A 13274-nucleotide genomic window follows, 5' to 3' on the forward strand; every position below is an offset into this window, starting at 1 on the left:
TGGGATCATCCCGCCATTTCGAGAACGGCCTTCAGCATCTCGTCGACTGTGCTCACGAGCTTGGCTGCTGCCTTGTAGGACTGCTCTACATCGAGCAGTAGCGATAGTTCCTCATCGAGATTGACGGCCGTCTTGGACGAGTAGGTCTGGAAGGTCCGCTCATAGAGCGCAGTCTTGTTTTCATTGGCCGTCGTTGCATTCGAACGGAGCTCTTCGAGCCAACCGATCGAGTTGCTGGAGAAGGACAGGATACTCGCCGTCGTCTTAAGATCCGCATCTGCGGAAAAGGACCGCTCTGCCGACAGGGCATCCACATAGGCGTTGATCAGATCAGTATAACCGGATGCGCCGTCGGTGTTGCGGACATAACCGGGTCCGTTGATCCCGCCGTCACGGATGCGCATCGGATCGCCGCCGGAATCGGAGCGCACCGCCGGATTGACCTGAATGAGAGCTGCAAGTCCCGGCTGAACGGTGCCCGTGGCCGGTACGGTCCCGCCCGGCCAGGTGAAAAGGCCCGGAAGCTCGTTGACACCACCAGCGTCGGTTTCGGCAAAGGCCTCGATCAGGCCGCGCGCCACTTCATCAAGCTGGGTTTGAAACGTTGGGGCAACTTCGTCCCTCAGCTGCACGAGGGCGGCCAGGGAGCCATTGGCATCGGTATTGCCGCCCACTCCGGCGCGCACGGGAGTGCCGTCGATGTAGATGGGGTTACCGGTGACGGTCGAATCGTAAGTGTAAGTCCGGGTGAACGTAACTTCGCGGGGATCGGTCTCGAACAGGGTCGTGCCGTCGGTGGTATAGAGCACCATGTCGCTGTTTTCGCGCATGTTGACACTGACACCGACAATGCCGGAAATTTCCTTGAGAAGGGTATCGCGACGGTCAAGGTAATTGCTCGGATCGTCGCCGGTCGCCGTCATGCTGACGACCGTATCGTTCACGGTCTTGAATTCGGCCAGCAGCTTGTTGAGCGATTCAACTTGCTGCGCGATCTGCGCATCGGCCTTTTCGCGGACATCCTGAACAGCAGCCGTCGAGTTGTTCAAGGAATTGACCACATCGATGGCGTCTGTGACAACGGTCGAGGCGAGTGCATATTCACCCGGAGCGGCGGCAAAGGACTGCAAACTGCTCTGCAGGTTTGCGAGATAGGTCGACGTCGACAGCTCGTATTTATTGCCGCCGAGGGCATCGGAGAGCGTGGTCAAGCCCTCCAGAAGAGTGGTCTGGGCGCTCTCCTGGGAGGTCGAGGAGGAAAGCTGTCGCAGCAGCGCCGTCTGCTGCGACCGCTCGTTCTGGGTTGTCGTTGCGCCATAAACCGTCTGCACCACCACCGGCTGCCGGCGAACATAGTTCTGGTTCCCGTCATTGGCGATGTTGGTGGACACCACCGCCGTCTGCTGGGACGTGTTCCGGAAGATCGAATTGGCCGTGTTGAGCGACGATGCAAGCGACATAGGACTAACCTACTCTTTCGATTATCTCTTCAGGTTGACCAGGACTTCCATCAACTCGGAGCCCGTCTGGAAAACCTTGGAGTTTGCGGTGTAATTCCGCTGAGACTCAATCATCGCCGTCAGTTCCTCTGCGACGTCCACGTTGGAGTCTTCGAGGGCGCTGGAGATGATCTTGCCGAAGCCACTGGAGCCGGCATAACCGAGAATGACGACGCCGGAATCGTTGGACTGGGTGTAGAGGTTGCCGGCCACCGGATTGAGGTTGTCCGGGCTCTGCACACTGGCGAGTGCCACACGGAACTTCGGCACCAGATCACCATTCTGATAGGCGATCGAAACAATGCCCTTGTCGTCGATCTCGTAACCCTTGACCTTCGAGGCTGCGTTGCCGTTGACATTGCCGCGCTCGACGGAGAAGGCGGACGCCAGCTGCGTGGTGTCACCAATCTGAAGCTTGATTTCAGGAACTACCGCACCGTCGATGTCGAACTCATCCAGTGTAAGTTCGCCGGTCGCTGGGTCCGTCAGCTTGCCGTTTGTGTCGAATATCAGCGATTCGGGACCGAGCAGCGCAGCGGGTGTACCAGGACCCGTCGCCGTTACGGTCCACTCGTTGGCGTTCACCTTCTTATACACGAACTCGACCAGACGGCTCGAACCCTGGCTGTCGAAGACCTTGAGCGATGTCTTCTGCTCGAAGCCGACGGCGGCACCGTTCGGAAGGTTGACGTTCAACACGCCCGTGGTCGATGCAACGGCAGAAATACCGGAGCCCGAAAGGTCCACATTCTGAAGACCGTCGAAACCGTTGACCACGATGGTCGGATCCGCGTTTGAATCGTATTCATAACCCTGCAGCGTATAGCCGGCCGTGTTTTTCAGCGTGCCATCGTCCTGAAGGACAAAGGCGCCTGCACGGGTCATGTAAGGGGTTCCGTCGTCACCCTTGACGATGAAGAAACCCGCGCCGTTGATGGCCAGATCGGTTTTCGACGTCGTATAGCTGAACGTACCCTGGGTGGAGATCGAGTAACGAACGTCGGTCTCTACACCGCCTGAATTGTAGGCGCCGTCAGTGGTCGGCAAAATCATCGAAGAGAACTGCACCGAGGCTTTTTTGTAGCCGACGGTACTGGAATTGGCGATGTTGTCGCCGACCGTACCCAGGCGGTTGGCCTGGGCATTCATGCCGGAGACACCCGTTCGCATGGTTCCATAAAGGCTCATATTAAAATCCTCGCTTCCGTAGTCATTTCAGAGGGTATGAGGTGGGCCTTGCGTGAAGCTGTCTGGCATTGCGGCTCTGAAGCAAAATCGCTCAAGAGCCGCCGCAGCGGGGATCCGGCTTGGGCGCCGGATCAGCTCCAATCGATGCAGTAGCCAAGGAAGCGCTTGGAATCGACCGGATCGAAACCGAGCTTCTTGCGCAGCTTCTTGCGAAGCTTCGAGATATGGCTTTCGACGACGTTTTCCTCGACCTCTTCGTCGAAGATGCCGTAGATCGCGTTGAAGATCTGGGTCTTCGAGACGCGGCGACCGCGGTTTGCGACCAAATATTCCAGGATGCGGCGCTCGCGGCGCGGCAGCGGGAAGACATCGCCGGCGATCTCGGGATCGCGACCGTCGGAGAACACCTTGATCGGTCCGATCTCGGTGAAGTTCGTAATAGCACGCAGACGTCGGCGGATAGCCGCTGCCCGCGCCAGGATCTCCCGGGGATGCACCGGCTTGCGCACGACGTCGTCGACGCCGCAATCAAACAGTGCAAGCGTCGCCTCAAGCGAGGGCTGATCGCTGACAGCGATGACCGGCGCCTGGGTTCTGTCGCGGATTGCCCGCGGCAGTTCCAGCATCGCCTCACCCTGTCCGATCAGGAAAGCCTCGACTGCTGCGATGTCGGAATCGGCCGCCGTATTGACCCATTCCCCGAACTCCCTCGGGTCAAAACCCGTCGAAGGAATCCCCTCGCGTCCAAATAAAGATGTGTATCCGTCTTTCACGAGCTCGCGCTCATCAACCACGACGATCATTCAGCCGCCTCCGAATCAGTGTGGTGTTTCGATAGGCTATGGGTACGAATCGTGCGATTCAGGGACAACTAGGTAAACTTAATGACAGATATTAATAATTGATTAAGGATTTGGTGCCGATTTGAACTAGATATAGTGGGTTATCAGTGATTGCCACACTATTTTTTAGTGGAAAAGTTAACGCAAGCTTCGCGCAAGCTCTTGCTTTCCCACTTTTCGACGCAGTGTCGCCACATTTGGCAAATCGCACATAAGGCACGTGTCAATCAATTTTGGGTTGCTATTCACCGCAAAATTGTCGCGCGGAAGACGTCCAGTTTCCATAGCCGGTGGCGACCAGATTGGCGATCACGCGGCACACGTAACGCTTCTGCGCGGGGTCGTTGTTCGGTCCCGCATGATATCTGGCAACAGCCATGGTCCAGGTTTCATGTCGCTGGTGCAGATTGCTCAGAAAGCGTGCTGCATATTCGACGTTGCGCCGGGGGTCAAACATCGCCTGCACAGAGGTAAAATTCTCTCCGTGGAAGTGCTGGTTGATCTGCATGCATCCAACATCGATCAACTTGGCACCGCCATCCCTTGCTCTCTGGAAGGCGTTCAACGCCTCCTCAAGCCCGTCGAAATAATAGGCTTTGCCCTCCACATTTAGGGCATAGGCCTGAAGACTTCCCTTTCGCCCCGTCTCCGTCAATCCGACAGAATAGAGGATGCCTTCGGGAATGCCGTATTTGGCGGCAGCGGCGCTGATCTCTGTCTCGCAGCTGCCGGTGCTCGCTTCGGCATCAGAGGTAAAGCTGACCAGGGCGAGCGCCACGAGCGTCAGAAGACTGAACCTCGGTCTGCTGCACCAGTCTCTCATCGGCCATCCTCGTGCTGCTGTTGGTTTCGCCCCGGGCGCGGCCTTCACTGCCCTGGCCACCCGAGTGGAAGGCCTGCTGCCCAGGCTGCTGGCCTGGAGTATTGTTCTGGCCGGCATCGGCGCTGCGATCTGCTGACGCGACCTGCATGTTGACATGAACGTGGTCAACGGTAAGTCCCTGCGCACGCAATCCCTTTAGAATATCGCTGGTATCATTCTGCAGCTGTCGCAGGGCTGCGGGATTGTCCACGGTCAATTGGACGCTCAGTTCCTCACCCGAAAGCCTCAGCGTTGCCGTGACGCTGCCCAGTTCGATCGGGCTCATCTGCAGCTTCAAGGTATTCACCACCTTGCCGTGACCGGATTGGGACGCTGCATTGGCGAGTTCGGAGCCGGGCGACATTGCGCTCACCCATTCGCCGTCGCCGAGCATGGCCGCGGTGATCGAGGCAGCGTTGTTGGTCGAGGCGGGAGCAATGAAACGACGCGCATCCAGCACGGCGATCGTCTCCACCGGCGCTGCATCGCCCATGTCTTCGCCACGCCCGGCCCTCTCGCCCTGCAGTATCATCGGCTGTGCCTTGCCGTCAGCCTTGACCACGCGGAAGGTCCGGTCCGGTTCTCCGCCCTGGCCTTGCGAGGTCGAAGCATCGTCCGGTGCCGCACCTGCGGCGGCAGCAACCGCCTCAGCCAGCATGACATGCGCCTTTTGCTCAATTGGAGCCTTGGATGCGTCCTCGCCATCACCCGTCTTGTCAGCTTTCGTATCCAGTTGTGGCGCTCCGGCGAGCAGGCGCAGGACATCGGATAGATCGGCTTCCTTGGTGCTGGCGGATGCTTCTTCCTCCGCAGTGCCGGATGCCGCCGGCTCGCCATTCATGGCGGCCTTGTTGTCGCGCAAGCCCGCCAATGCCTTGGCGAGTTCCGCTTTCGACATGGTGCCGGCGTGGGACGTCCCATCTTTGACCTTCTCGTTTTCCGCCCCCGGTTCCTTCGTCTTGGAACGCGCCGCCGCCAGAAGGCGAGCCAGTTCGTCCGTGGAGAGGTCGGCAAGGTCGATCAAGGGCCCATCGGAGGTGGCCGCCGGGTTTTCCGAGATATCGATCACCGGGCGTTTCGACCGAACATCGACCGCAGGCTTTCCGGCATCGCCGTCATCGGTCTTCGCCGCTTGTTCCTGATCGCCCTGCCTGGCCGATTTCTCCTGGTTCCCGGAATTCGAAAGGACCTTCGAAAAGCTTCCGTCCTGCGCCTGATCCGCTCGCGCGCCAGACCCCGTTTGCGTTACGACCGTGCCCGGCGCGGGTACTGGGGGAGCCGATAATGCATCCAACATGTCAGGGGCCTTCCTTCTTGAGAAGATCGTCGATCGCATCGAGCTTGGAGCGCCCAGCATCGACAAAGGTGCGCAGTTCCGGATCGATCGCGGGGGCTTTTGGATCTGCCGCCACGGGCTGAACGGTCGCGGGTGCGGTGTCTGCAGGTTTTGCAGCCTCGGCCTTGGCCTGGGGCAACGGCGCCAAGGGATCCTGAAGCTCCGGATCGACCGTTGCTGCGGCGACACCTGTGTCGGCAGCCGGGGTGGGCTGCTCGACCGGGGGGGACGTTGCCGGCCCCTGTGGCTTTCGCAGCACTTCCTTTGCGACCGCCTCGGCGGCCTGTCGCAACGCACGGTCCTTGGGAGACAGGGATTCTTCCGGGATCGCCATCAGGGCAGCCATGGCATCGTCCACCTTTTCGGTGGGAATACTGACGAGGCTGCCATAGAGCTTGGCCAAGGTGTCTGCACCGGCCCCATCGCCCGACAAGGCCTGCGCCTGGGTGGCCGCCATGACGGCAAGGTCACGCCGCCCGGCGATCGCCGCCTGACGAGCGATGCGCAGATAGACCTCACGACGGCGGTCCACATCCATGTAACCAAGCGTCGCTTCGATGTCCTCCGGTTTCAGGGCATCATAGTGCTCGACGACGAAGCGTACGAAAAGATCGGCAAACTGGCTTGCATAGGGCGAATAGAGGAAACGGCGGGCGTAGCGATTTGCGTAGCCCGATGCCTTGTCGACGATCTTCGCATCGACGGCGACCGCGAGCGAACGGCGCAGCGCCGCCTCCTCGACGATTGTTCCTGGGGCGGTCAATCGTGCCCAGTCGTAGAATTTCAGCGATCCCGCAGGATCCTTGGCGATCGTGACATTGCCCGCGACCAGCGCCAGGTAAGGGGCAATGTCGGCATCTTTGTATTCGGTGACCATCTCGCCAAGCGTCTTGGCGATCAGCGTGCCCTTGCCGCTCAAGTATTTGCGCAAGGCGTCCGCGATGCGGTTGTCGAAGTTGCCGTCAACGTCGCGGGCCACCAGAAATTCCAGCGTCGCCGGATTTCCGCCACTCATGGCGTAGATCAAAGCCGCATCGACATTTCGGGGATCGGCGAAGATTGCCGGGTCGGCCGTGCGCAGCCGCTTGTCGATGGCACCCAGCATGAACCGCTGCATCTCGGCGGCCGAATGATCTCCCCGCACGACGGTATCCTGGACGAACTGCAGCGAGCGCAGCATTCGATAGGGTTCGATGGTATCGTCCATGCTCTGGGCATAGGCCGCAAGGCCGCCCGAAAGGGCAGCCGCAGCGCAGGCCAGAAGAGCAAGGGAGAACCGCCGGATCGCCATGATTTATCCCTGCTCCCCCTGGATCAGGATCTCGATACGTCTGTTAGCGTCGGCCAGCGGATCGGAAGGGACCTGGAGACGGCGGTCGGCGAAGCCGGATACCTGTTCGACGCGGTCCTCCTTCAGGCCACCGCGGACCAGCATGTAGTAGGCGCTGTGCGCGCGGGCCATCGAAAGGCGCCAGTTGTCGTTTTCCGTGCCCTTGAACTGCCGGCCGTCGGTGTGGCCGCGAATGACGATCTGGCCAGGCCGGTCCTGCAGGAGCTTGCCGATACGTTCCATCGCCAGAACCATATCCCGCTGGGGCACGGCGGAGCCGACATTGAACATCGCAGCATCACTCTGATCGCTGATGGTGACGAGCAGGCCACCTTCGGCGGGTGTGACGATGAGCCCCTCTGCCAGCTTGCCGGCGGTGCCACCGATGGCCTCTTCGATGTCATGCTTCAACTGCGCGGCAGCTGCCAGTTCCGCCTTGGTCTCTGCCGGAGCCTGGGCAGGATCGGCGAGTTTCGCCTCCTCGGTCTTGCCATCCTCAGGCTGTTCGCCCTCGGCAGCCGGAAGCTTGGACTCCGCCTGCGGGTTCTCGGGCTTCATCTCATCGGGCGTCGGCTTCTGGCCGGGCACCACGAGGGCGACCTGCTGTTCCGGTTCGGTGGACGGCTGCGATGGGTCCTGTGCCTGCTGCGCCGCAGTCTGCTGTTGCTGATCCGATGGCGTCGTCGCGTCTGTCGGCTTTCCGACAGGACCATTCGCCGTCTGGACCTGCTGGGTCCAGAAGTCCGGATCAAACGGGTCGCGATAGGCTTCACCGCCCTGGGCACCGGTCGAGGGACCGGAATCGGCGGCACCACCCTCGCCCTTGGCGCTGACATTGGCCTGCTGACCGACTTCCTGGGCAATCTCGGCCAGAACCGAATAGGGATTCTCGAAGAAATCGGCTTCCGAATAGTTGGAGTTTTCACCCGAAGATGCCGTCAGATCCTCACCCGTCGCTGCGGAGGAACCGACCCTGTCTTCGTCGTCCTCGACCTTCGACCGTTCTTTCTTCTGTTCGCCCTCCGCCTGATCGACCGGCTTCTTCAAACCCTTTTCCGTCGGCTTCTCGTCCGAGAGCTTGATCGGATTGAAATAGCTGGCGACCGACGCCTTCGTTTCCTCATTGGCGGCATTGACGAGCCACATGACGAGGAAGAAGGCCATCATCGCGGTCATGAAGTCGGCATAGGCAATCTTCCACGCGCCACCATGAGCGCCATCGTGGTCGCCCTTGTGGCGCTTGACGATGATGATCTCGTTCTTACCGTGGTGGTGGTTCTCGTCGCTCATGACAGCACTTTCTTCAGGCTCGCACTGAAGGCGGAGATGCGGGTCACGAGCGCCGTATCGCCGAACTCAGCCGTCAGATCCAAATCCGTGCCATCGACATGATGCAGCATTTCTGCGTGATCGGGCATTTCAGACAGGAGTTTCTCAAATAGGTCGCGGGGGCCCCTGACCTGGATCGTGCCGGCTTCGCCACTCGAAATCGCCGCTTCGAGTTGTTCGGCCAATTCATCGACCGCCCGCTCAACGATGCCTTCCTCGATCACCGGCGCCAGAGCATGAGCGACCTGCTCGCTGACGGAAATCGACAGGCGCTTGACAACCTCGGGCAGTTGTTCGGCGATTGCCGCAGCGAACTCGTCGCGCAGCCGCTGTTCAATCTCGGCCAAGGCGTCCGCATGGGCCGCTTCCAAGGCCTGGCGTTCCGCCTCGAGGCGCTCGACTGCCGCCTGCTCACCTGCCTCATGGCCCTCAGCATAGGCCGCTCGGCGAAGGGCTTCGAGGTCGACCGGTTCGGGTTCCGGTTCTGGAAGGGCCGGAAAGTCCATTTCGAAATCATCCATGCCACCGCCAAAAGCGGTCTCGACCGGTTGCGGCGGGGCCGACGGCGTGGAGAAGTCCTTCAGATATCTGGCCAGAGGCATGCTCATCAGCGATCTCCCCCACCGACAACAGGGTTCGATCCGGCTGCACCTTCAGGCGCGCGCGGGGCATCGACATCTACGGGGCCAGAACGTGTTCTCATCTTCCGGATTCGGCTTTCGCTTCGGGGCCGCAACTCTCGGCAGGTTCCTGCCATGGACAATGCTTGAAACTAGGGTGTCAAACTTGCGCGAAGATGAATGGCGCCGCAGGCTCTGCGGCCGCAGCATTGCCGGCGCGGAGAGCCACGCCGGCATGAGGCTCACCACGCGTCAGTTCTTGAAGAGCGTCAGGAGTTTTTCGGCGCTGGTATTGGCAATGGAGAGCGCCTGAATGCCGAGCTGCTGCTGGGTCTGGAGCGCTTTCAGCCGGGTCGATTCCTCGTTCATGTCGGCATCGACCAGACGACCGACACCCTTGTCGATCACGTCCATCAGATTGGAGACGAAGTTGTCCTGCATTTCGATCCGGCTGGTGATGGCGCCGAGCGTGGCGGCCGAATCGGTGAGTTGACCCATGACGGTATCGATGACGCTGATCATGTCATCGAGCTGTGCCGTCGTCGTTGATGTATCGATCGCAATTTCTGTGCCGGTCACGGGGATCACCGAGCCGACATTCAGCAGATAATATTCGCGGCCCGTGCCCGTCGGCGTGGAGGACAGCGCGTCCGCATCGATGGCCTTGGTGAGGAAGCCACGGCTTGCATCTTCCGTGTCGATGAGGACCGAGTTTTGCGTATCGAAGTCGAGGGTGGTGACCTGAACGGAGCCGTCGGCACCGCGGATGAAGGAGGACACGACCTGCTTGGTACCGAGCGGATTGACATTGGTGTTGTAGAGCCAGTTCTCGCCGGAGAAGGAGGCTGACTGCGCCGAGGACACGAGCTGGTCCTTCAACTGCTTCATTTCCTCGTTGATCTTCTCCTTGTCGACGCCCGGCTCGCTGGCGGCAACCAGCTTTGCCTTGATGCTCGACATCACCTTGATGACGTTGTCGAGCGCCGTGTAAGCGGTATCAACGGTCGCAGCACCCAGACCGAGCGCGTCGGCAACCGTGGACAGAGCGGCGTTATCGGAGCGCATCGTCGTGGCGATCGACCAGTAGCCAGCATTGTCCGACGCGGTTTCGACGCGATACCCCGAGGAAACCCGTCTCTGGGTCGTCTCGAGATTGGTATCGATCGAGCGAAGCGTCTGGAGCGCGGCCATGGCGGCTGCGTTGGTCATAATGCTGGTCATGCTGGTGCCCTCAAGCGTACATCCGTGCGCATCCGACGAAGGTCGGCAGAGACGGGTGGGCATCATGCAGGCTGCGCCTCGGCGCAACCCCCGTCACCGTTAACAAATCGTTAACGGTGTCATCTAACAAGCGTAATGCTGAGAAGGCAAGGCTGACGACCCCGAAATCGCTGAGAATGAGAAAGCCCAAAAGTTTCGCGCAAGGCAAAAACGAACAAGCCGCGCCCTTTCGGAGCGCGGCCTGCAATATTGCGAGCTGTTGGTTCAGCGAAACGCTTAACGGAAGAGCTGGAGAACGCCGTCGGATGCCGAGTTGGCGATCGACAGGGCCTGGATCGCCAGCGACTGCTGGGTCTGCAGGGCCTTCAAACGAGTCGATTCCTCGTTCATGTCGGCATCCACCAACTTGCCGATGCCGCTCGAAAGCGAATCCGTGAGGCTGGAAACGAAGCTCGACTGCATGTCGATACGCGAGGAGATCGAGCCGAGCTTTGCAGCAGCGCTGGTCATCTTGGTCAAGGCGTTATCGACCAGCGAGATCATGCCCGTAAGCTGTGTCTTGGTGGTCGTGGCGCCAATCGACAGAGCCGATACAGAGGTCGCATTGGTCGAAGCGGCGAGTGCTGTGGTGGTAATCTGCCAAAGGTTGGTGGTAGCAGCTTCCTTCGCGAAGGCTTCCTGACCGGTCGAGGCGCCCGGATTCTGTTCAGTCGCAGCAACCCACGTGTCCTCGGCAACCTTAACGAAACCGACACCGGCACCGGCACCGTCAGATGCCGTCGTGGCAGCGATGTTGCCGCTGGCGTCGAAAGTGGCGCCCGAAGCAATGACCTGCTCGGTGGTGTACTTGGCAACGTTGTATGACTGCGTGGTGCCGTTGATGTTGACGTTGACGACAACGCCATCGTTCTCGATGTTGCTGGTCTGGTCAAGTAGACCAGTGTTGCCAGCAGTGTCGAACAGCACATTCGTTGCCGAAAGGGTGTAGTCGACCTTTTTGACCGAAACGCCGGCGGCGTCGCGAACGAAGGAGGCAACGACGCTCTTATTGGTGTCGGAGGCAGTACCGCCCGTCAGCTTGGTCTGCAGCCAATTCTCGCCGGAGAAGGACGCGGCTTCCGAGATGCTGACCAGCTGCTGCTGCAGCTGGGTGATTTCTTCCTGGATCTTCGTCTTGTCGACGCCGTCTTCGGTTGCAGCAACCAGTTTGGTCTTGATCTGCTTGACGACTTCAATGGCCGAATCCATGCCGGAATAAGCGGTGTCAACCTTGGCGGCGCCGAGGCCGAGGGCGTCCTGGACTGTGCCAAGCGCCATGTTGTCCGAACGCATGGTGGTAGCGATCGACCAGTAAGCAGCATTGTCGGAAGCCGAGCCGACCTTGAGGCCCGAGGAGACGTGCGCCTGCGTTTCTTCCATGCTTGAGGAAATTGAGCGCAGCGTTGACAGAGCAGCCATAGCTGCTGTGTTCGTCAGAATGCTTGTCATGGTTTTAGTGCCCCTTAATGGCTAATACTTGGAAGGGACATTCCGGGATATCACCGGTGAACAGCGGAAGGCGTCATGCCTGCTAACCGGCTAATGGTTAAGGTTAACCCACTGTTTCGATGGTCCCATTAACGAGCAAACTGATTAAGGATGACTAAATGCGATCGTATAAATTGCGCTGGTGTCGCGCTTGGCAAGGAGACACAGACGCAAAAAACCGCGCCTCGAAAGGCGCGGTCCTGGAATAGCCGTCGTCGCGGGGATATTCGCCAGCGCTTAACGGAAGAGCTGGAGAACGCCTTCGGATGCGGAGTTGGCGATCGACAGGGCCTGGATACCGAGCGATTGCTGGGTCTGAAGAGCCTTGAGACGGGTCGATTCCTCATTCATGTCTGCATCAACCAGACGACCGATGCCGCTGTCGAGCGAGTCGGTGAGGCTGGAGACAAAGCTCGTCTGCAAATCGATACGCGAGTTGATTGAGCCTAGCTTTGCAGCCGCACTGGTCATCTTGCTCAGTGCAGTGTCCACCAAAGTGATCATGCCGGACAGCTGGGTCGCGGTCGTTGCCGCTGAAATCGACAGAGCCGAAACAGAGGTCGCATTGGTCGAAGGGGCAAGTGCTGTAGTTGTAATCTGCCAGAGGTTGGTGCTGGGGTTTGCTTCCTTCGCGAAGGCTTCCTGGCCGGTCGAGGCACCCGGATTCTGCTCCGTGGCAGCAACCCATGTGTCCTCCGCAACCTTGACAAAGCCCACACCGGCACCGGCACCATCGGATGCCGTCGTGGCGGCGATATTGCCGCCGGCGTCGAAAACGGCACCCGCAGTAATGACATCGGCAGTGGTGTATTTGGTAACGTTGTATGGACCCGTGGTGCCGTTGATGTTGACGTTGACGACAACGCCGTCGTTCTCGATGTTGGTGGTCTGATCAAGCAGGCCAAGGTCGCCATTCGTGTCGAACAGGACGTTGGTTGCCGAAAGGGTGTAGTCGACCTTCTTGACCGAAACGCCGGCAGCGTCGCGAACGAAGGAGGCAACAACGCTCTTGTCAGTGTCGGCGGCGGCACCGCCCGTTAGCTTGGCCTGCAGCCAGTTCTCACCGGAGAAGGAAGCCGCTTCCGAGATGCTGACCAGCTGCTGCTGCAGCTGGGTGATTTCTTCCTGAATCTTCGTCTTGTCGACGCCATCTTCGGTTGCAGCGACCAGCTTGGCCTTGATCTGCTTGACGACTTCGACGGCCGATTCCATGCCGGCATAGGCGGTATCAACCTTGGCGGCGCCGAGGCCGAGGGCGTCCTGGACGGCGCTTAGCGCCATGTTATCCGAACGCATTGTGGTGGCGATGGACCAGTAGGCAGCATTGTCAGACGCTGACGCAACGCGCAGGCCGGAGGACACGTGGGCCTGCGTTTCCTCCATGCTGGAAGAAATCGAGCGCAGGGTCGAAAGAGCAGCCATGGCCGCAGTGTTGGTCAGAATGCTTGTCATAGGCTCTTGCCCCTTAATGGCTGAATTCGAAGGGACATTCCGGATTTACCGGGAAACGACGGAGAGCA

11 protein-coding genes are annotated in these 13274 nt (G+C 59.8%); all 11 read right to left on the bottom strand.

All coding sequences use genetic code 11. From position 1 onward, the window contains the following. Positions 1-5: 5 nt before the first annotated feature. The gene (flgK, locus tag DMY87_RS03895) at positions 6-1460 is read right to left on the bottom strand and encodes a flagellar hook-associated protein FlgK (protein ID WP_110789940.1); all 1455 of its coding nucleotides are present in this window, start codon (positions 1458-1460) and stop codon (positions 6-8) included. Positions 1461-1481: 21 nt separating this feature from the next. Continuing rightward, positions 1482-2687, bottom strand: coding sequence for a flagellar hook protein FlgE (locus DMY87_RS03900; RefSeq protein ID WP_110789941.1), 1206 nt, complete (start codon positions 2685-2687; stop codon positions 1482-1484). A gap of 131 nt (positions 2688-2818) precedes the next feature. Beyond that, complete coding sequence (rem, locus tag DMY87_RS03905; RefSeq protein ID WP_062276380.1) at positions 2819-3490, bottom strand: transcriptional activator Rem; 672 nt, start codon at positions 3488-3490, stop codon at positions 2819-2821. Between the two features lie 280 nt (positions 3491-3770). Beyond that, entirely contained in the window at positions 3771-4352 is a 582-nt protein-coding gene (locus DMY87_RS03910) for a transglycosylase SLT domain-containing protein (RefSeq protein ID WP_110789942.1), read from the bottom strand. After that, positions 4276-5688, bottom strand: coding sequence for a flagellar hook-length control protein FliK (gene fliK / locus DMY87_RS03915; RefSeq protein WP_165826135.1), 1413 nt, complete (start codon positions 5686-5688; stop codon positions 4276-4278). Before fliK ends, DMY87_RS03910 begins: the two co-directional genes overlap by 77 nt. Position 5689: 1 nt before the next feature. After that, positions 5690-7018, bottom strand: a complete 1329-nt coding sequence (gene motC / locus DMY87_RS03920) for a chemotaxis protein MotC (protein ID WP_110789944.1) — start codon at positions 7016-7018, stop codon at positions 5690-5692. Positions 7019-7021: 3 nt separating this feature from the next. After that, positions 7022-8347 (bottom strand): MotB family protein, encoded by a 1326-nt coding sequence (locus tag DMY87_RS03925; protein ID WP_110789945.1) that lies wholly within the window; start codon positions 8345-8347, stop codon positions 7022-7024. Further along, positions 8344-8994, bottom strand: a complete 651-nt coding sequence (locus DMY87_RS03930) for a FliH/SctL family protein (RefSeq protein ID WP_110789946.1) — start codon at positions 8992-8994, stop codon at positions 8344-8346. The genes DMY87_RS03925 and DMY87_RS03930 overlap by 4 nt, the downstream gene beginning before the upstream one ends. A 264-nt stretch (positions 8995-9258) precedes the next feature. After that, positions 9259-10227 carry a flagellin N-terminal helical domain-containing protein gene (locus DMY87_RS03935; protein WP_110789947.1) on the bottom strand — a complete coding sequence of 323 codons (969 nt, stop codon included), beginning with the start codon at positions 10225-10227 and terminating at the stop codon, positions 9259-9261. Between the two features lie 276 nt (positions 10228-10503). Further along, positions 10504-11715 (bottom strand): flagellin, encoded by a 1212-nt coding sequence (locus tag DMY87_RS03940; protein ID WP_110789948.1) that lies wholly within the window; start codon positions 11713-11715, stop codon positions 10504-10506. 276 nt (positions 11716-11991) lie between these two features. Then, a complete protein-coding gene (locus DMY87_RS03945; RefSeq protein WP_110789949.1) occupies positions 11992-13206 on the bottom strand; it encodes a flagellin N-terminal helical domain-containing protein in 1215 nt (404 codons plus the stop codon). Between the last annotated feature and the right edge of the window lie 68 nt (positions 13207-13274).

The sequence above is a fragment of the Peteryoungia wuzhouensis genome (genome assembly GCF_003205195.1).
Taxonomy (GTDB): Bacteria; Pseudomonadota; Alphaproteobacteria; order Rhizobiales; family Rhizobiaceae; genus Allorhizobium; species Allorhizobium wuzhouense.

Excerpts from the sequence above, each read along its gene's own strand:
- flgK (WP_110789940.1), bottom strand. The coding sequence starts at position 1,460 with ATGTCGCTTGCATCGTCGCTCAACACGGCCAATTCGATCTTCCGGAAC.
- DMY87_RS03900 (WP_110789941.1), bottom strand. The coding sequence starts at position 2,687 with ATGAGCCTTTATGGAACCATGCGAACGGGTGTCTCCGGCATGAATGCC.
- rem (WP_062276380.1), bottom strand. The coding sequence starts at position 3,490 with ATGATCGTCGTGGTTGATGAGCGCGAGCTCGTGAAAGACGGATACACA.
- DMY87_RS03910 (WP_110789942.1), bottom strand. The coding sequence starts at position 4,352 with ATGAGAGACTGGTGCAGCAGACCGAGGTTCAGTCTTCTGACGCTCGTG.
- fliK (WP_165826135.1), bottom strand. The coding sequence starts at position 5,688 with ATGTTGGATGCATTATCGGCTCCCCCAGTACCCGCGCCGGGCACGGTC.
- motC (WP_110789944.1), bottom strand. The coding sequence starts at position 7,018 with ATGGCGATCCGGCGGTTCTCCCTTGCTCTTCTGGCCTGCGCTGCGGCT.
- DMY87_RS03925 (WP_110789945.1), bottom strand. The coding sequence starts at position 8,347 with ATGAGCGACGAGAACCACCACCACGGTAAGAACGAGATCATCATCGTC.
- DMY87_RS03930 (WP_110789946.1), bottom strand. The coding sequence starts at position 8,994 with ATGAGCATGCCTCTGGCCAGATATCTGAAGGACTTCTCCACGCCGTCG.
- DMY87_RS03935 (WP_110789947.1), bottom strand. The coding sequence starts at position 10,227 with ATGACCAGCATTATGACCAACGCAGCCGCCATGGCCGCGCTCCAGACG.
- DMY87_RS03940 (WP_110789948.1), bottom strand. The coding sequence starts at position 11,715 with ATGACAAGCATTCTGACGAACACAGCAGCTATGGCTGCTCTGTCAACG.
- DMY87_RS03945 (WP_110789949.1), bottom strand. The coding sequence starts at position 13,206 with ATGACAAGCATTCTGACCAACACTGCGGCCATGGCTGCTCTTTCGACC.